20 protein-coding genes are annotated in these 16,031 nt (G+C 56.6%); 2 read left to right on the top strand and 18 right to left on the bottom strand.

From position 1 onward, the window contains the following. Nucleotides 1-73 precede the first annotated feature (73 nt). The 8 genes from GGR95_RS06645 to GGR95_RS06610 all read right to left on the bottom strand — a co-directional run bounded on the left by GGR95_RS06645 (nucleotide 74) and on the right by GGR95_RS06610 (nucleotide 5,074). Nucleotides 74-1,297: an NADH-quinone oxidoreductase subunit E gene (locus GGR95_RS06645; RefSeq protein WP_184564073.1), complete on the bottom strand. Its 1,224-nt coding sequence runs from the start codon at nucleotides 1,295-1,297 to the stop codon at nucleotides 74-76. Nucleotides 1,298-1,376: 79 nt separating this feature from the next. Continuing rightward, nucleotides 1,377-2,603 carry an NADH-quinone oxidoreductase subunit D gene (locus GGR95_RS06640; protein WP_184564072.1) on the bottom strand — a complete coding sequence of 409 codons (1,227 nt, stop codon included), beginning with the start codon at nucleotides 2,601-2,603 and terminating at the stop codon, nucleotides 1,377-1,379. Continuing rightward, nucleotides 2,600-2,785, bottom strand: coding sequence for a hypothetical protein (locus tag GGR95_RS06635; RefSeq protein WP_184564071.1), 186 nt, complete (start codon nucleotides 2,783-2,785; stop codon nucleotides 2,600-2,602). Before GGR95_RS06635 ends, GGR95_RS06640 begins: the two co-directional genes overlap by 4 nt. After that, entirely contained in the window at nucleotides 2,785-3,390 is a 606-nt protein-coding gene (locus GGR95_RS06630; protein WP_184564069.1) for an NADH-quinone oxidoreductase subunit C, read from the bottom strand. The genes GGR95_RS06635 and GGR95_RS06630 overlap by 1 nt, the downstream gene beginning before the upstream one ends. Then, complete coding sequence (locus GGR95_RS06625; RefSeq protein WP_184564067.1) at nucleotides 3,387-3,926, bottom strand: NuoB/complex I 20 kDa subunit family protein; 540 nt, start codon at nucleotides 3,924-3,926, stop codon at nucleotides 3,387-3,389. The genes GGR95_RS06630 and GGR95_RS06625 overlap by 4 nt, the downstream gene beginning before the upstream one ends. Beyond that, nucleotides 3,917-4,282 (bottom strand): NADH-quinone oxidoreductase subunit A, encoded by a 366-nt coding sequence (locus GGR95_RS06620; protein ID WP_184564065.1) that lies wholly within the window; start codon nucleotides 4,280-4,282, stop codon nucleotides 3,917-3,919. Before GGR95_RS06620 ends, GGR95_RS06625 begins: the two co-directional genes overlap by 10 nt. A 235-nt stretch (nucleotides 4,283-4,517) precedes the next feature. Beyond that, a complete protein-coding gene (locus GGR95_RS06615) occupies nucleotides 4,518-4,916 on the bottom strand; it encodes a group III truncated hemoglobin (RefSeq protein WP_184564063.1) in 399 nt (132 codons plus the stop codon). 2 nt (nucleotides 4,917-4,918) lie between these two features. Next, nucleotides 4,919-5,074, bottom strand: coding sequence for a hypothetical protein (locus GGR95_RS06610; RefSeq protein WP_184564061.1), 156 nt, complete (start codon nucleotides 5,072-5,074; stop codon nucleotides 4,919-4,921). Between GGR95_RS06610 and GGR95_RS06605 the strand changes: the two genes are divergently transcribed. Further along, the gene (locus tag GGR95_RS06605; protein WP_246423310.1) at nucleotides 5,073-5,585 is read left to right on the top strand and encodes an RrF2 family transcriptional regulator; all 513 of its coding nucleotides are present in this window, start codon (nucleotides 5,073-5,075) and stop codon (nucleotides 5,583-5,585) included. The two genes, GGR95_RS06610 and GGR95_RS06605, sit on opposite strands and share 2 nt — an antisense overlap. Before the next feature lie 7 nt (nucleotides 5,586-5,592). On the opposite strand, the gene GGR95_RS06600 is transcribed toward GGR95_RS06605, so the two are convergent. The 10 genes from GGR95_RS06600 to GGR95_RS06555 form a co-directional block, all read right to left on the bottom strand. Continuing rightward, nucleotides 5,593-6,375, bottom strand: coding sequence for a crotonase/enoyl-CoA hydratase family protein (locus GGR95_RS06600; protein WP_184564059.1), 783 nt, complete (start codon nucleotides 6,373-6,375; stop codon nucleotides 5,593-5,595). Between the two features lie 36 nt (nucleotides 6,376-6,411). Continuing rightward, nucleotides 6,412-7,284, bottom strand: coding sequence for a hydroxymethylglutaryl-CoA lyase (locus tag GGR95_RS06595; RefSeq protein ID WP_184564057.1), 873 nt, complete (start codon nucleotides 7,282-7,284; stop codon nucleotides 6,412-6,414). A gap of 70 nt (nucleotides 7,285-7,354) precedes the next feature. Next, the gene (locus GGR95_RS06590; RefSeq protein WP_184564055.1) at nucleotides 7,355-8,011 is read right to left on the bottom strand and encodes a glutathione S-transferase family protein; all 657 of its coding nucleotides are present in this window, start codon (nucleotides 8,009-8,011) and stop codon (nucleotides 7,355-7,357) included. A gap of 16 nt (nucleotides 8,012-8,027) precedes the next feature. Further along, on the bottom strand, nucleotides 8,028-8,381 hold the full coding sequence (locus GGR95_RS06585; protein WP_184564053.1) for a hypothetical protein: 354 nt from the start codon (nucleotides 8,379-8,381) through the stop codon (nucleotides 8,028-8,030). Further along, nucleotides 8,378-10,315 (bottom strand): acetyl-CoA carboxylase biotin carboxylase subunit, encoded by a 1,938-nt coding sequence (locus GGR95_RS06580; protein WP_184564051.1) that lies wholly within the window; start codon nucleotides 10,313-10,315, stop codon nucleotides 8,378-8,380. The genes GGR95_RS06585 and GGR95_RS06580 overlap by 4 nt, the downstream gene beginning before the upstream one ends. Beyond that, a complete protein-coding gene (locus tag GGR95_RS06575) occupies nucleotides 10,315-10,731 on the bottom strand; it encodes an ASCH domain-containing protein (RefSeq protein ID WP_184564049.1) in 417 nt (138 codons plus the stop codon). The genes GGR95_RS06580 and GGR95_RS06575 overlap by 1 nt, the downstream gene beginning before the upstream one ends. 10 nt (nucleotides 10,732-10,741) lie before the next feature. Further along, nucleotides 10,742-12,346 (bottom strand): carboxyl transferase domain-containing protein, encoded by a 1,605-nt coding sequence (locus GGR95_RS06570; RefSeq protein ID WP_184564047.1) that lies wholly within the window; start codon nucleotides 12,344-12,346, stop codon nucleotides 10,742-10,744. Then, entirely contained in the window at nucleotides 12,343-12,642 is a 300-nt protein-coding gene (locus GGR95_RS06565; protein WP_184564045.1) for a hypothetical protein, read from the bottom strand. The genes GGR95_RS06570 and GGR95_RS06565 overlap by 4 nt, the downstream gene beginning before the upstream one ends. A gap of 68 nt (nucleotides 12,643-12,710) precedes the next feature. Continuing rightward, nucleotides 12,711-14,231, bottom strand: a complete 1,521-nt coding sequence (locus tag GGR95_RS06560; RefSeq protein WP_184564043.1) for an AMP-binding protein — start codon at nucleotides 14,229-14,231, stop codon at nucleotides 12,711-12,713. Next, the gene (locus GGR95_RS06555) at nucleotides 14,228-15,391 is read right to left on the bottom strand and encodes an acyl-CoA dehydrogenase family protein (RefSeq protein WP_184564041.1); all 1,164 of its coding nucleotides are present in this window, start codon (nucleotides 15,389-15,391) and stop codon (nucleotides 14,228-14,230) included. The genes GGR95_RS06560 and GGR95_RS06555 overlap by 4 nt, the downstream gene beginning before the upstream one ends. A 136-nt stretch (nucleotides 15,392-15,527) precedes the next feature. Between GGR95_RS06555 and GGR95_RS06550 the strand changes: the two genes are divergently transcribed. Beyond that, on the top strand, nucleotides 15,528-15,998 hold the full coding sequence (locus tag GGR95_RS06550; RefSeq protein ID WP_184564039.1) for a pyridoxamine 5'-phosphate oxidase family protein: 471 nt from the start codon (nucleotides 15,528-15,530) through the stop codon (nucleotides 15,996-15,998). The last annotated feature ends 33 nt before the right edge of the window (nucleotides 15,999-16,031 follow it).

Raw genomic sequence — 16,031 nt, 5'->3', positions numbered from 1 at the left:
CGCATCTGTGGTGATATATGTGTTGGTCAGCATGTTGTGACTATTGGTCCTCTAGCTCAATTTAGGTGAAACGTTACTCGTAACGCCCGTCTTTTGCGGCTTTGGCAGAAAACTCGGTTGCTTCGCCACTTGCCAGTTTTTGCGCCTGATCAACCCATGCGTCGCGGGTTGCACGGCCTTTGAAGCCCTCTAGGTTTTGATCAACCCATGCCAGTTCATCCTGACCCCATTTGCCGATTTGGTCAAAGTGGTAAAAGCCCATGGAGTTCAGCAGTTTTTCCAATTTGGGACCAACGCCTTTGATCATCTTGAGATCATCCGCACCTGTGTCACGCGGCGCGCTGAGGGTGCTGGGCTTCTTGCCAACGCTAGCACCAGCCTCTGCATCCGATACTTTCGTAGCAGGTGCTTTCGCGGCAGGCACTTTGGTAGCAGGCGCTGCTTTGGCTTCGGCGGCTTTGTCACCTGTGGCAGGTTTCGCCACAGATTGCGCTTCGGAAACAGGTGCCTTTGAAACCGGCTCTTTCTCTTTAGCTTTGGCAGGTTTTGCCGCCGCAGGGGTCGCTGGCTTCTTGGCTTTGGTCGCAGGTTTGCCCTGCCACGGCGCCAGCAAAGGAACCTCGGTGCCGTCGATGCGTTTGACAGTGTCACCAATATCCGTCGCCAGTTGTGCGGACGCGTTATATTGTGTTTTGCCGCTGTCGTGAGCTGTCAAAGACGTCAAACCGCTTAACGGTTCAGAAGCATATCGGCCATTTTGTGGGCCCGGTGTTGGCACTTCGCCACGCGCCAGTTCTTCCAGCATTTCTGTGAAACGTGCGCCTGTCAGGTCTTCGTAATAATCTTTGCCGATCATCGCCATCGGCGCATTGGAGCACGCGCCCAAACATTCTACTTCTTCCCATGAAAACTTGCCATCGGCAGAAATCTCATGCGGGTTTTTCGCGATCTTTTCTTTGCAAATACCAATCAGATCTTCTGCGCCGCAGATCATGCAAGACGTTGTGCCGCAAACCTGAATATGCGCAACCGAGCCAACAGGCTGAAGCTGGAACATGAAGTAGAAGGTCGCAACCTCAAGCCCGCGAATATAGGCCATGCCCAACATCTCGGAGACATGTTCAATCGCGGGGCGGGTCAACCAGCCCTCTTGCTCTTGTGCACGCCACAACAGTGGGATGATCGCAGATGCCTGACGGCCTTCAGGGTATTTCGTGATCTGCGCTTCAGCCCATGCTTGGTTGGCAGGGAGAAAAGCAAACGACTCGGGCTGGTCTGGGTGTAGGCGACGTAGCATTTACTCAGGCTTTCGTACATGCAGAGGCGGCAAAAGCCTCCGACGGGAGTTTAAAGGCAAAATAGGAAGCGGGCCGTTATCAACGGTCCACCTCTCCGAAAACGATGTCCATCGTACCGATGATGGCAGCGACATCGGCCAGTTGGTGGCCCTTGGCGATATAATCCATCGCTTGCAGGTGCAGATACCCCGGCGCGCGGATTTTGGCACGGTAAGGTTTATTGCTGCCGTCAGACACCAAATAAACGCCAAACTCACCTTTGGGTGCTTCCACAGCGGCATAGACTTCGCCCGCAGGTACGTGGAAACCTTCGGTATAAAGCTTGAAGTGGTGGATCAGGCTTTCCATGTTTTGCTTCATGTCTGTGCGTTTCGGCGGGGTGATCTTGCCACGGGCCAGAACATCGCCTTTGCCCTCAGGGGCACGCAGTTTTTCAATCGCTTGCAACATGATGCTGGCGGATTGGCGCATTTCTTCCATGCGGACCAGATAGCGGTCATAGCAATCGCCGTTCACGCCTGTCGGAATTTGGAAGTCAAATTCATCATAGCATTCATAGGGCTGCGCACGGCGCAAATCCCATGCCAGACCAGAACCGCGTACCATCACACCAGAGAAACCCCAGTCAGAGATGTCTTGTTCAGACACCACACCGATATCCACGTTACGCTGTTTAAAGATGCGGTTTTCGGTCAGCAGAGTGTCGATATCGACCATAAAGCCGCTCAGGAATTTATGCGTCCATGTTTCGATATCATCAAGCAGCGCTTCGGGCAGGTCTTGGTGCACACCACCCGGGCGGAAATAGGCCGCGTGCAAACGCGCACCACAAGCGCGTTCATAAAAGATCATCAGGTCTTCGCGCTCTTCAAAACCCCACAGCGGCGGGGTCAACGCGCCCACGTCCATCGCCTGCGTTGTCACGTTCAGAAGGTGCGACAGGATGCGACCGATTTCGGAGTAAAGCACGCGGATCAGCGACGCACGGCGCGGCACTTCAACACCCGTCAGGCGTTCAATTGCCAAGCACCAAGCATGCTCTTGGTTCATCGGCGCCACATAATCCAACCGATCGAAATACGGCAGGTTTTGCAGATACGTCCGGCTCTCCATCAGCTTTTCGGTGCCACGGTGCAGCAGGCCGATATGCGGATCGCAGCGTTCAACAATTTCGCCGTCCAGCTCTAGCACCAGACGCAGAACGCCATGGGCCGCAGGGTGCTGCGGGCCGAAGTTGATGTTGAAATTGCGGATTTTCTGTTCGCCTGTCAGGGCGTCGTCGAAACCTTTGGTGCCGTCCATCATTTGGAAGCCTCCGTTTCTGTTACATTCCAGAAATTTGCAGCATTTTCGCGTTTCTTTTCAGTCATAAAAACTGGATAGAGCGCTGCCTTCAGGATCTTCGCATTTTTTAAAAGAGGCATAGCCGCCAATGCCAACGTCAGCGTAGCAATCAACTCGCCATACATGCCAACCAAAAGCTCCATCACTTCGTCGCCTCTTTCTCGTCACCGGGCAGGATGTATTCTGCACCCTCCCAAGGAGACATAAAATCAAACTGGCGGTATTCCTGAACAAGGCTCACAGGTTCATAAACAACCCGCTTCTCAGCCTCGTCATAGCGCACTTCGGTGTACCCCGTTGTCGGGAAATCCTTGCGCAGCGGGTAGCCACGGAAGCCGTAGTCCGTCAGCAAGCGGCGCAAATCAGGGTGACCGCTGAACAAGATGCCGAACATGTCGAACACTTCACGTTCAAACCAGTTGGCAGAAGGGTGAATGGCCACCAATGACGGCACCATGTCCTCTTCGCGTACAGCAACGCGAATGCGGATGCGTTGGTTCTGGTACATCGACAGGAAGTGGTAAACGACATCAAACCGCTTGGCGCGGCCTGTGTAATCCACCGCAGTGATATCCACCAGCGAGGTAAAGCGGCACGTTGCGTCGCCCTTCAAGAACTCAACCAGACCCGCGATATTGGCAAGGGTCACGTCAAGGTTCAATTCACCATGGGCAATGTCCCAGCCCAACACACAGTCAGGACGTTTGGCTTCGATATAGCCGCCCAGTTCGGTCAGTGCTTCGCTCATCTTACAATTGTCCCCGTCCGGCGCATCTTACGTTGCAGTTGCATGATGCCATACAGCAGCGCCTCTGCTGTCGGAGGGCAACCGGGCACATAGATATCCACCGGAACAATCCGGTCACAACCGCGCACAACGCTATAGCTATAGTGATAGTAGCCGCCGCCGTTTGCACAGGACCCCATCGAGATCACATAACGCGGCTCTGGCATCTGGTCATAGACCTTGCGCAGGGCGGGTGCCATTTTATTGGTCAGCGTCCCCGCAACAATCATCAGGTCAGATTGACGCGGGCTGGCGCGTGGCGCGGTGCCGAAACGCTCCAGATCATAACGCGGCATAGAGGTGTGCATCATCTCAACGGCACAGCACGCCAAGCCAAATGTCATCCAGTGCAGCGACCCTGTGCGCGCCCAGTTGATCAAATCCTCGGTGGAGGTCAGCAAAAACCCTTTGTCTTGCAGGCTGGCGTTCAACTGCTGCGTTGCCACATCGCGGTCCATACCAGCGGTTGCAGGCATATTCGTCTGAGTTACTGCCATTCCAGTGCCCCCTTCTTCCATTCGTACGCAAAGCCTGCGGTCAATACCGCAAGGAAGACCATCATTGACCAGAAGCCAGCCATGCTGAGGTCTTTAAAGGCGACAGCCCAAGGAAACAGAAACGCGATTTCGAGGTCAAAGATGATGAACAAGATCGACACCAGATAGAATCGCACATCGAACTTCATCCGTGCATCATCAAATGCGTTGAACCCGCATTCATAGGCCGACACCTTTTCAGGGTCAGGTCTGCGCACAGCAATCACCGCTGCCGCAAGCAGAAGGACAAGGCCCAAGCCAATGGCAACAAACAGAAAAATGAGGATCGGCAGGTATTCCCGAAGCATATCGTCCAAGGGTGGCTCCTTTTCTCGGATGGCGGGGGCAATTTGCCCGGCTCGACGCTTTGTATGGGGTTTAGCCTTGTGGGCGCATGGGGTCAACGGGATCAGACATGGAAAGGTGGCTTGGAATTGTTTGAAAAGCCACTTCCCTCAGTCTGTTGGAAGAAAAACGGCGCTCATAGCTGCGAAAACCCCATGACCAGCATTCAAAATCCCGCGCTTCACGCCAAAGAAGCTAAACAATGTATCAAGACCGCAACTGCGGCACGCCGTCCGGCGTCAAGGCTGGCTGAAGCCCAAGCCGCAGCCCACGCCCGATACGGTGGGCAAGCGCAGACCACTGCGCGGCCAGATCAGGCGGCAATGTATCAGTCAGAACCACATCAAATATATCCAACCAGATTGAAAAATGGGCGGCTTGCACATTTCCAGCCTCTCGGTGGACCAACATCGGGTTTCCGTCGTATTCACGTTCATACAACAGCGCATTACGCCAGAACCGCGCAATTTTTTCCTCATGCAGAGGCCAGTTTTGCACATGTGTGGCAAAGACAGGGCCAAGCTGTGGGTCATCCCTCAGCCGAGCATAAAATCGGGCCACGACCAAGTCGACTTGCTCGGACGTGACCGCTATTCTCGGCGGCATGGTCACGCCATGATCACCCACATGATGGCTAGGCTGAGCACCAAATAGACCAATGTGTTGACCATCCAGCGGATCAAACCCGCCTCTCCTTCAGGGTTTACGCCCAGACGTTCGCACACTTTTGTGCCGGGCCATAAAAAGACTTCCGCGATCGTCATGTCAGACACTCCTTATTCCGCATTTAAGATACGTATTATCTACACCTTTTATGTGCGCATTACAAATGCTATTTATACGGGTATGCAATTGGACAAATTCACAGACTACGCCCTGCGCGTTCTCATTACTCTGGCTGTCAAAAGCCCCGAGCGTGTCCCGACATCCCATATTGCCTCGCTTTTCAATCTATCCGAGAACCATCTATCAAAGGTCGCAACGCAATTGGCACGCGAAGGATTTGTCCTCTCCGAGAGAGGCAGGCACGGCGGACTCACCCTTGCCCGCCCTGCGGATCAGATCAACATCGGCGCCGTCGTGCGTGCAATGAAACGGGGCGACCCCGTTGTGGAGTGTTTCGGCACCAATCAGTCGTGCCTGATTTTACCCGTTTGCGGCCTGCGCGGGCCGTTGGCCCAAGCCCAAGAAGCCTTCTTTGCCACGCTTGACGCTCACACCCTCGCCGATGTGACCTCACCGCGAGAAAGCTATGCTTCGTTTTTGGCGACATGATGAAGGGTTAAACGACCCACGCCGCTTTGCGTTTGTCAAAGAACGCGCCAATCCCCTCGGCGGCCTCTGCTGTCTCCCATTGCTCAGCCAATGCGGCAATGGACATGGCAACTGCTTCTTCCGTGGCTGCGCCGCCCAAATCCTGTGCCAGCTTTTTCGCTGCGGCCACCGCACCGGGCGCACAGGCCAAATAGGGCAGCACTTCACGCTCTACTGCCGCATCCAGTTCCGCTTCGGGAACGGCACGCGCCAAGAGGCCCAGCTCAACGGCTTCGGGTCCCTCAAACACACGGCCAGACATAAACACCCGCCGCGCACGCCCCTCGCCCATACGGGCGATCACATAGGGGCCGATGGTGGCGGGGATGATCCCCAACTTGGTCTCGGTCAGCGCCATTTTGATGCTGTCCACACCCACAGCCACATCACAGACCGCAGCCATGCCCACACCACCGCCAAAGGCATTGCCGTGCAACCGCCCGATCAGAGGTTTGGGCAAACGATTCAGCGCGCCCAGCATGGTGGCGAGCTTACCCGCCTCCTGCGCACGGGTTTGCGCATCCATGCCCATCTGCTCTTGCATCCACGCCAGATCGCCCCCTGCGCAGAATGTCCGCCCAGCGGCAGCAAGGATCACCACCCGTACCGCGTCATCCGCCGCCAGATCCGCCGCCGCCTGTGTCAGCTCTGCCAACATCTGCGCAGATAGGGCATTGTGTTTTGCCTCACGTGCCAAGGTCAGGGTTGCGACACCGCGCCCGTCTACTTCAACTGTTATCGTCTCAAACATCTGCGTTCCTTATCGGACTTTTCGTAAAAATTGGGCTCAGGCTGTAAACCCCGCTCCCCCCCGCATTGCACGGGCCATATCGGCGGCCTGCGTAATCACATCAAGGTCCAACCCTGTGTCGTATCCCAGCGCTGCCAAATGCGACGCCACGGCCTCGGTCGCTACATTGCCCGATGCACCGGGCGCATAAGGACAACCGCCCAAACCGCCCACAGCCGCATCAAACACCCGCACACCCAGACTGAGAGACGCGTCAATATTCGCCATCGCGCGCCCGTTGGTGTCATGGTAATGGCCCGCCAAACGGCCCACTGGCACCACATCGCGCACCGCCAGCAACATGCGTGCAATGCTGTCAGGTGTCCCTGCCCCGATGGTATCGCCTAGTGACACTTCATAACAGCCCATCGCAAACAGCTTATCCGCTACCTCTGCAACTGCCGAAGGCGAAACAGCCCCGTCATAAGGGCACTCCACCACGCAAGACACATAGCCCCGCACAGGCAAATCAATATGCCGTGCTTCTTCCAGAATGGGTGCAAACCGCTCCAAGCTTTCGGCTATCGACGCGTTGATGTTCTTTTGGGAAAACCCTTCTGACGCGCTGGCGAAAATCGCGATCTCGTCAGCCCTTGCCGCCACAGCGTCGGTATAGCCACGCATGTTTGGCGTCAGAGCCGCATACCGCACCCCGTCTTTGCGGCTGATCCCTGCCAGCGCCTCGCCCGAGCCCGCCATCTGCGGCACCCATTTGGGAGAGACAAAGCTGGCACATTCAATGCGGCTGAACCCTGCCTCGCTCAGCTTGTTCACCAGTGCGATTTTCTCGGCGACCGGAATTTCACGCGCTTCGTTTTGCAGCCCGTCACGCGGGCCAACTTCGAAAATTTCACAAGATCCAAGCGTCATAGCATCCTCCCAAATTGACTATTCTATCAGCTTGCACTGGTTTTCACGCCAATGCACTCTTTTCATATGCTCAGGCAGGCATTTCCCAAGGCGCAAAGAAGTCGCCTTTGAACAAGGCATCATCCCCTGGCAAAGACGCCACAAAACCCTCCCGCTGCGTGATCCGCGCATACCAAGCCGCGACAGCGGGAAACCCGTCCAGATGCGCAAAGAACCGCGCCAGATACACGGCCTGCCCCACCTGAACATCCGCCGCCGAAAATCCTCCATCCAACAGGTATTCCCGCCCAGCCAGCCGTGTCTCAAGGGCAGCATAACATTTACCCAGTCGCGCCGCCTCCAGCTTCATCACAATGGGGCTGCGCATGGTGTCATCGCGCAAGGCGACATACTGTTGTGTCAAAGCCGCTGAATGCTGGGTGATTGTCTCGGCGAAATGTACCCAGATCAGCCATTGCACCCGCTCGCGGTGGCCTGCAGGGCGCCCTAAAACATTGGGCGAAAACCGCTCGCAGAGCACTTCGCAAATCGCTCCCGTTTCAAACACCGCCTCGCCGTCGATTTCCAACGCGGGCACGCGCCCTGCGGGGCTTGTTAGCAAAAATGCAGGCGCACGCAGACTTTTGTCAAACGGATAGGTCTGCACCTCAAATTCAACATCCAATTCATGCAGCAACCATAAGCTGCGCATCGAGCGTGTCTGCGGGCAGTGATGCAGCGTAATCATGGTGCTATCCTTTGCATTATAAAAACCAGCGGCCAGTTTCGTATACGTATCTGGCGTATCCTGCCGTCATGGTGAGCAGCGGGACATACCATAGATAACGCGCAATCCCTGTGCGCGGCACAACGGAAGCCTTTGGTGGCGCAACTGGCTTTGGCTTGGGCGGGCGGGCCTTGCGGTAAAGACGCTCTATACCGCCGAAAACCGCGATCAACAGGCCTTCTGCAAGCATCTGTAGCAAAAGCAGAGGCCATAAAATCAACAAAATCGCCGCCAAAATCGGTAGGCTATAGCCGATGGCATGGGCAAAAACGCTTGCAACGATCAGGCCAGCGATTTCCAGCACATGAACCTGACCGTCAAACAGCTTCACGCTTCTTCAGCCTCCAACCGCACCAGCGCCGCCCCTGCTTCTACTTGATCACCCGCTTGCGCCAGCACTTCGGCTACAACACCATCACGGGCTGCCAGCAGGCTGTGCTCCATCTTCATAGCTTCAAGCACGGCCAGTTTGTCGCCTTTGACAACCGTCTGGCCAACGCTGGCAAAGACTTCGCGCACCAGACCGGGCATGGGCGCTTCGATCAAGTTGCCATCGCCTTGCGCACCCGCCGCCTGTTGCAGCGGATCAATCCGCGTGAACACCAAACCATAGCCGTCAAACACAGTGACAACATCGCCCGCAACACTGACCCGTGCAGCAGGTAGTCCACCAATCTGCCATTTGCCGCCAATGCGCCGCGCCTCAACCACCTCACCAGCGATGTGCCAATGCTGATGATCAGGTCCCAGTACTTCGACTTTGACCAGATGCTCTTCTTCACCCCACGCCAGCGTCACCTGCTGCATTAAGGGGGCCCAAAGGGTAAACCCAGCCTCGGGATCGCCCTCCAACAGCTCCAATACCGCCATGCCAGCCAAAGCCACATGACGTGATGCAATCGCAGGCACCGCTGTCAGCGCCTCAATATCCCGTGCAATCAGCCCTGTATCGACATCCCCTTTGCGGAACCCTTCATGCCCCGCCAAAGCCCCCAGAAAGGCAAGGTTGGTCACCGTGCCACCGACTTCGCATTGCGCCAAAGCCTGACGTAACCGCGCCAGCGCCACATCGCGTGTCGGGCCATGCACAATGACCTTTGCGATCATCGGATCGTAAAACGGGCTGATCGTATCACCACTGCGCACACCGCTATCGGCGCGGCATGCCGGATCAAACGCCAGATGGGTCAGCGTGCCTGTGGCAGGCAAAAACCCTTTTGGCACGTCTTCAGCATACAGCCGTGCTTCAAACGAATGGCCGTTAATTGTCAGCTCATCTTGAGATTTCGGCAAATCCTCACCAGCGGCCACACGCAATTGCCACTCAACCAGATCAACACCTGTGATCGCTTCGGTCACAGGGTGCTCCACCTGCAACCGCGTGTTCATCTCCATGAAAAAGAACCCGTCTGCCTTTAGCCCGCCAGACCCATCCACGATGAATTCAACCGTGCCCGCGCCCTTATAGCCAATCGCTTCGGCGGCTTTCACACCCGCCTGCCCCATCGCGTGGCGCATTTCTTCGGCCATGCCGGGCGCTGGGGCTTCCTCGATCACCTTCTGATGCCGGCGTTGGAGCGAGCAATCGCGCTCAAACAAATGCACCGCCGTTTTGCCATCGCCAAACACCTGCACCTCGATATGGCGCGGCTGGGTCACGAATTTCTCAACCAACACATCCGAGTTACCAAAAGCGGTCTTGGCTTCGGAACGCGCCGATGCCAGTGCCTCGGCAAAGCCTGCTGCGTCCTCAACCAGACGCATGCCTTTGCCGCCACCGCCAGCCACCGCTTTGATCAAAACCGGATAGCCGATCTTGCCTGCCTCACTGGCCAGCAGATCATCTGATTGATCCTTGCCGTGATAGCCGGGGACAACGGGCACACCTGCCTTGATCATCAATGCCTTGGCCGCATCCTTGAGACCCATCGCGCGGATCGCATCCGCAGATGGCCCGATAAACGTCAGGCCCGCCGCCTCAACCGCATCCACAAACTCGGGGTTTTCACTGAGGAAACCATAGCCGGGATGGATCGCTTGCGCACCCGTATCCAGCGCCGCCTGAATAATCACATCACCGCGCAAATAGCTCTGCGCAGGGGTTGAGCCGCCGATGTGTACTGCAATATCCGCCAGCGCCACATGTTTGGCCCCCGCATCCGCATCGGAATACACAGCAACACAGCGCACGCCCATCGACTGGGCGGTTTCCATCACACGGCAAGCAATTTCACCACGGTTGGCTATCAAAATCGTGTCAAACATTACGCGTAATCCTCAATCAGAGTGAACCGTTCACACATCAGTTTCATGTCGGGCGCAAAGCCGCCACTGCGCCGGAAATAGGCCTCATAGGCTTCGCGCCAATGGGCCAGATCGCGAAACTCGCCTTGGGCGGCGACAAATTCGGCATCTATTTCGTTGAAGCGACGGGTTTTCACCTCAACCGTTTCAATCATCGCGGCGGGTGTGCCGTCCCAGTTCAGCGCGATGTCACGGCGGCCCACTTCAGGCCATTCATCGCCTTGTGCACCATATGCCGATGCCGCCTCGCAGGTCGCGGTTTTGGTACCGCTGCGCACCATGGCGTTGATCGTTTCGCACAATGCAGGCGTATCGCCAAAACGGAATGTTTCTGCATCAGGGTTTGCGTCGACAATGTCTTGTAAGGTCTTGGTCATGGTACTCTCCTCACATCCGGAATATGCCGAATTTGGTTTCCTCAATCGGCGCATTCAGGCTGGCTGACAGGCTGAGGAACAGCGTATCGCGGGTTTTGCGCGGATCAATGATCCCGTCATCCCACAGCCGCGCCGAGGCATAAAGCGGGTGCGATTGCTCTTCAAACATATCCACAGTGGGCTGCTTGAACGCGGCTTCTTCTTCGGCGGACCACGTACCGCCAGACCGTTCAATCGCGTCGCGTTTGACCGTGGCCAGAACCCCGGCCGCCTGTGCGCCGCCCATGACGGAAATGCGGCTGTTAGGCCATGTCCACAAGAAGCGCGGACTATAAGCACGCCCCGCCATGCCATAGTTACCTGCCCCGAACGATCCCCCTACCAACATGGTGATCTTGGGCACATTGGTGCTGGCCACAGCCGTCACCATCTTGGCACCGTGACGTGCGATGCCCTCGTTCTCATATTTGCGCCCCACCATAAATCCGGTGATGTTTTGCAAGAATACCAACGGGATACCGCGTTGCGAACACAGCTCGACGAAATGCGCACCTTTTTGTGCAGCCTCGGAGAACAGCACCCCATTATTGGCGATGATCCCCACAGGGCAGCCTTTGACATGGGCAAAGCCTGTGACCAATGTCTCGCCAAAACGTGGTTTGAATTCATCAAAGCGGCTGCCATCAACCGTGCGCGCAATGACTTCGCGGATGTCATAGGGCGTGCGCAGATCGGCAGGCACAACGCCAAGGATTTCATCGGGGTCATACGCAGGTTCTTCCGCGCTTTGCCATTGCACAGTGGCAGGTTTGGCGCGGTTCAGGTGGCTCACGGCGCGGCGGGCCAACGCCAGCGCATGTGTGTCATCTTCAGCCAGATAGTCAGCCACCCCCGACAGGCGCGTATGCACATCCCCGCCGCCCAGATCCTCTGAGGAAACAACCTCCCCCGTTGCGGCTTTGACCAGTGGCGGTCCCGCAAGGAAGATCGTGCCTTGCTCTTTGACGATGATTGTCACATCCGACATCGCAGGCACATAGGCACCGCCAGCGGTACATGACCCCATCACAACTGCGATCTGTGGGATGCCTTTGGCGCTCATCCGCGCTTGGTTATAGAAAATACGGCCAAAGTGGTCGCGGTCGGGGAACACTTCATCCTGATTGGGCAGGTTCGCCCCGCCGCTATCCACCAGATAAATACACGGCAGATGGTTTTCCTCGGCAATCTCTTGGGCGCGCAGGTGTTTTTTCACCGTCATCGGATAATAGGTGCCGCCCTTCACGGTGGCATCATTGCAGACCACCATCACGTCTTGGCCGTGGACCTTGCCAACGCCAGCAATCACTCCGGCGCAGGGCGCGGCACCGCCGTAAAGCCCATGCGCCGCAACTGCACCGACCTCTAGGAACGGCGATCCCGCATCCAACAGGTTCGCCACCCGCTCTCGCGGCAGCATCTTGCCGCGGCTCAGATGCCGTTCGCGGGATTTGTCACCGCCGCCAAGGGCTGCCGCCTGCGCCACTTCGCGGACTTGCTCCAGCGCGTCCAGATGCGCAGCGGTGTTGGTTTTGAACTGCTCAGATGATGGCAGGGCTTGGGAAGAAAGTTTCATGTGTCTTGCTCCAATGTTAGAAACTGAGAGGAAAGCGGGATAGCAATCCAGAAAACCATCCAAAAATATCCAACAAACCGAAGTGCTGCTTCAAAAAATGCCATAACTTCAAATTCCTTAACTCTAATTTCTCCAACATATTGGATAACCCCAGTTATCCACGCAGCAGCCAGTACCATAGCGAGCAAAGACCCGCTGAACAGAAAACCGTCTCCCGACCTCACACGCAACGCTACGCCACAAGCGTTGCAAGCGACGGATTTAACCCAGCCATCATCGCCTTTGATTGTGCGCAATATCTGTACCGGCGCTTGCAACTCAAAACAGTTTGGGCATTCAAGCCCAGCGATCTTTCGAGATGAAATCATAGCTTCTCCGCCATGGCCCGCGCCTTCAATTCCCGTCGGATCACCTTGCCCGTCACCGTCATCGGTAGCGCATCCAGAAAAGCTATTTCTCTTGGGTAGGAATAGCTTGCCAGCCTATCCTTGACCCAATTCTGAAGATCGGATGCCTGCACCTGCATGCCTTGTTTTAGCACAACATAGGCCTTCACCACTTCGGTGCGCAACGCATCCGGCTTGCCCACAACGCCCACCGTCGCCACCGCAGGGTGGGTCAGCAGGCAGTCTTCTATCTCGGCAGGACCAATGCGGTAGCCGCTGGAGGTGATCACATCGTCATCACGCCCGACAAAACGCAGGAAGTCGCCCTCCCACATGCCACGGTCGCCCGTCAGCATCCAATCGCCGCGAAACTTGGCGGCGGTTTCCTCGGGGCGTTGCCAGTATCCCAGCATCATTGAGGCAGCACCGCGCCTGATGGCAACATCGCCCTCGCCGTCGGTTGGCATGTCGCCTTCCAGTACAGCAACTTCGAAACCGCGCACCGCTTTGCCGATGCACCCTGAGCGTGCCGCATATTGCGCGCCACAGCTACTGGCCACCATGTTACATTCGGTTTGGCCGTAGAATTCGTTGATCTCAACCCCCAGCGCAGTGCGGCCCCATGCCAGCATTTCAGCCCCCAACGGTTCCCCCCCACTGGCAACCGAGCGTAGACCGCCGATACGCGCATCCGCAGCTTTCAGCATCCGCAGTGCCGTGGGCGGGAAAAACACGTTGCGCACATCGCCTTGGGTGATGATCCGCTCACATTCATCCACATCAAACTTGGCCATACGTGCCGCAACCACAGGCACACCCAGCGCCAGCGCGGGCATCGCCACATCAAACAACCCGCCAATCCACGCCCAATCCGCAGGGGTCCACAGGCAATCGCCCGCCTGCCCCAGATGATCATGGCTGGTTGCCACTCCGGGTAAATGCCCTGTCAAAACGCGGTGCGCATGCAAGGCGCCTTTGGGCGTGCCTGTAGTGCCAGAGGTATAAATCAGCACCGCAGGGTCATCAGCAGCAGTATCGGCAAAATCCACAGGTGTATCGCCGCCCAGCCCTATTTGATCCGCCAACAGCGGTTCGGCCAGATCACCCAGCAGGATGGCCCCTTCTGCATCGGTCAGCACCAAAGCCGCCCCTGCATCCAAGACCCTAGAGGCCAGCGCATCATGTTTGAACAGTTTGAACAACGGCACGGATATCGCACCGATTTTCCAGATTGCCAGATGGGCGGCCACACACCACGGGCTTTGGCTCAGCAATACGCCGACCCGATCCCCAGCCTGTACACGCGGCAACAGCGCCCGTGCCAATCCATCCACCATCTCGCCCAGCGCGCCGTAACTCACGTCGCGGCGCGGGCCGTCTGTCAGGTCAATCACAGCCAATGCCGATGCAGGCTGGCTCAGGCACTGCCGCGCCATGTTCAGACGTGCGGGAACATCCCAACGTCCTTGATCATCAAGACCCGGCAGTGTGTTCCTCATGACATGGACGCCATCATCTCACGGCCCACCAACATACGCCGGATTTCAGAGGTGCCAGCGCCGATTTCCATCAGCTTGGCATCGCGGAAGATACGCGCAACGGGGTTGTCCGACAGATAGCCCGCACCGCCCATGGCCTGCACCGCTTGGTGCGCCTGTACCATCGCCTGCTCAGACGCATAAAGACAGCACGCCGCCGCATCTGCACGGGTCACATCGCCACGGTCACAGGCTTTGGCAACCTCATAAACATAGGCACGCGCCGAATTCATCGCCGTGTACATATCCGCCATTTTGCCCTGCATCAGTTGGAAGTTCCCTACCGGCTGACCGAATTGTTTGCGCTCGGCCATGTAGGGCATGATCTCATCCAGACAGGCGGCCATCAGGCCAAGGCCGATCCCCGCCAGCACCACACGTTCATAGTCCAGACCAGACATCAGAACGCGTACACCTTTGCCCTCTTCGCCCAAAACATTCTCAAACGGGACTTCGCAATCATCAAAGATCAGCTCGGCGGTGTTTGAGCCGCGCATCCCCAATTTATCGAAATGCGCAGAAGTGGTGAAACCCTTCATGTCTTTTTCGATCAGGAATGCTGTGATCCCTTTGGAGCCTGCATCTTTGTCTGTCTTTGCATAGACCACCAGCGTATCTGCATCGCAGCCATTGGTGATCCAGTATTTATTGCCGCTCAGGCGGTAATGGTCATTGCGCTTTTCCGCGCTCAGCTTCATCGACACAACGTCAGAGCCGGCAGACGTCTCAGACATCGCCAGCGCGCCAACATGCTCGCCAGAGCAGAGCTTGGGCAGGTATTTCGCGCGTTGCTCATCCGTGCCATTCAGGCTGATCTGGTTGACGCAAAGGTTGGAATGCGCCCCGTAGGACAGCGAGACAGAGGCACTGGCACGCGCCACTTCCTCAACCGCAACCGTATGCGCCAGATAGCCCATACCCGTGCCGCCGAATTTCTCATCCACGGTCATACCCAGCATGCCCAATTCACCCATCTCCTGCCAAAGATCGGCGGGAAACAGGTTGTCACTGTCAATTTTATTGGCAATCGGGCGGACACGTTCCTGCGCCCAGCGGTGAACCATCTCGCGCAACGCGCCTACGTCTTCACCCAAGTCAAACTGCATTGTGGCGTTAAACATGAAATCTCTCCCCTGATCGCATTTATTGAACACTTGTTCATTACTTGCAGAACAATGGCCCTGCGTCAAGCATTTCAAGGAACGAAACGCGAGCCATCGGCGTTTGCCAGTAACAGACATGATTAAGGAGACAGACATGACCGATAATCTCAAGGAAAAGTTCTGGGACCGTCTTCAAGACACCCGTGCAGGGATGCTTTCAACCGACAGCGCGCCTGCCGTCCCGATGAGCCATCATGCCGATAAAAACAGTGGCACCATCTGGTTTATCACTGCCAAAGACACCGATCTGGCAAAATCTGCTGCCGCCAGCACCCGCTCACAATTCCTGCTGTCGAGCGCAGACGAGAGCCTGTATGCCCGCGTCGATGGGGCCTTGGAGGCCGTGACAGACCGCAAGATGCTGGATGAAATCTGGAGTGTTTTTGCAGGTGCGTGGTTTGAGGATGGTAAAGATGACCCCGACATCCAATTACTGCGTTTTACACCGCGTGAAGCAGAAGTCTGGGCAACGGATGGCAGCGTGAGTTTTCTCTATGAGGTTGCCAAAGCCAATCTGACAGACAGCAAGCCCGATGCGGGTGACCATGGGAAGTTGCTTTTCTAACCTCAAGTGGTGAGAGAGTGCTTGCGCGGGATA

It is taken from the genome of Sulfitobacter undariae, from assembly GCF_014196805.1.
Taxonomy (GTDB): Bacteria; Pseudomonadota; Alphaproteobacteria; order Rhodobacterales; family Rhodobacteraceae; genus Sulfitobacter; species Sulfitobacter undariae.
This window is presented reverse-complemented; position numbering and strand designations above follow the sequence as displayed.

Excerpts from the sequence above, each read along its gene's own strand:
- GGR95_RS06555 (WP_184564041.1), bottom strand. The coding sequence starts at position 15,391 with ATGTTTAACGCCACAATGCAGTTTGACTTGGGTGAAGACGTAGGCGCG.
- GGR95_RS06605 (WP_246423310.1), top strand. The coding sequence starts at position 5,073 with ATGTCAGACACTCCTTATTCCGCATTTAAGATACGTATTATCTACACC.
- GGR95_RS06640 (WP_184564072.1), bottom strand. The coding sequence starts at position 2,603 with ATGATGGACGGCACCAAAGGTTTCGACGACGCCCTGACAGGCGAACAG.
- GGR95_RS06595 (WP_184564057.1), bottom strand. The coding sequence starts at position 7,284 with ATGACGCTTGGATCTTGTGAAATTTTCGAAGTTGGCCCGCGTGACGGG.
- GGR95_RS06625 (WP_184564067.1), bottom strand. The coding sequence starts at position 3,926 with ATGGCAGTAACTCAGACGAATATGCCTGCAACCGCTGGTATGGACCGC.
- GGR95_RS06635 (WP_184564071.1), bottom strand. The coding sequence starts at position 2,785 with ATGGAGCTTTTGGTTGGCATGTATGGCGAGTTGATTGCTACGCTGACG.
- GGR95_RS06570 (WP_184564047.1), bottom strand. The coding sequence starts at position 12,346 with ATGAAACTTTCTTCCCAAGCCCTGCCATCATCTGAGCAGTTCAAAACC.
- GGR95_RS06615 (WP_184564063.1), bottom strand. The coding sequence starts at position 4,916 with ATGCCGCCGAGAATAGCGGTCACGTCCGAGCAAGTCGACTTGGTCGTG.
- GGR95_RS06560 (WP_184564043.1), bottom strand. The coding sequence starts at position 14,231 with ATGAGGAACACACTGCCGGGTCTTGATGATCAAGGACGTTGGGATGTT.
- GGR95_RS06575 (WP_184564049.1), bottom strand. The coding sequence starts at position 10,731 with ATGACCAAGACCTTACAAGACATTGTCGACGCAAACCCTGATGCAGAA.
- GGR95_RS06550 (WP_184564039.1), top strand. The coding sequence starts at position 15,528 with ATGACCGATAATCTCAAGGAAAAGTTCTGGGACCGTCTTCAAGACACC.
- GGR95_RS06630 (WP_184564069.1), bottom strand. The coding sequence starts at position 3,390 with ATGAGCGAAGCACTGACCGAACTGGGCGGCTATATCGAAGCCAAACGT.
- GGR95_RS06590 (WP_184564055.1), bottom strand. The coding sequence starts at position 8,011 with ATGATTACGCTGCATCACTGCCCGCAGACACGCTCGATGCGCAGCTTA.
- GGR95_RS06610 (WP_184564061.1), bottom strand. The coding sequence starts at position 5,074 with ATGACGATCGCGGAAGTCTTTTTATGGCCCGGCACAAAAGTGTGCGAA.
- GGR95_RS06600 (WP_184564059.1), bottom strand. The coding sequence starts at position 6,375 with ATGTTTGAGACGATAACAGTTGAAGTAGACGGGCGCGGTGTCGCAACC.
- GGR95_RS06580 (WP_184564051.1), bottom strand. The coding sequence starts at position 10,315 with ATGTTTGACACGATTTTGATAGCCAACCGTGGTGAAATTGCTTGCCGT.
- GGR95_RS06645 (WP_184564073.1), bottom strand. The coding sequence starts at position 1,297 with ATGCTACGTCGCCTACACCCAGACCAGCCCGAGTCGTTTGCTTTTCTC.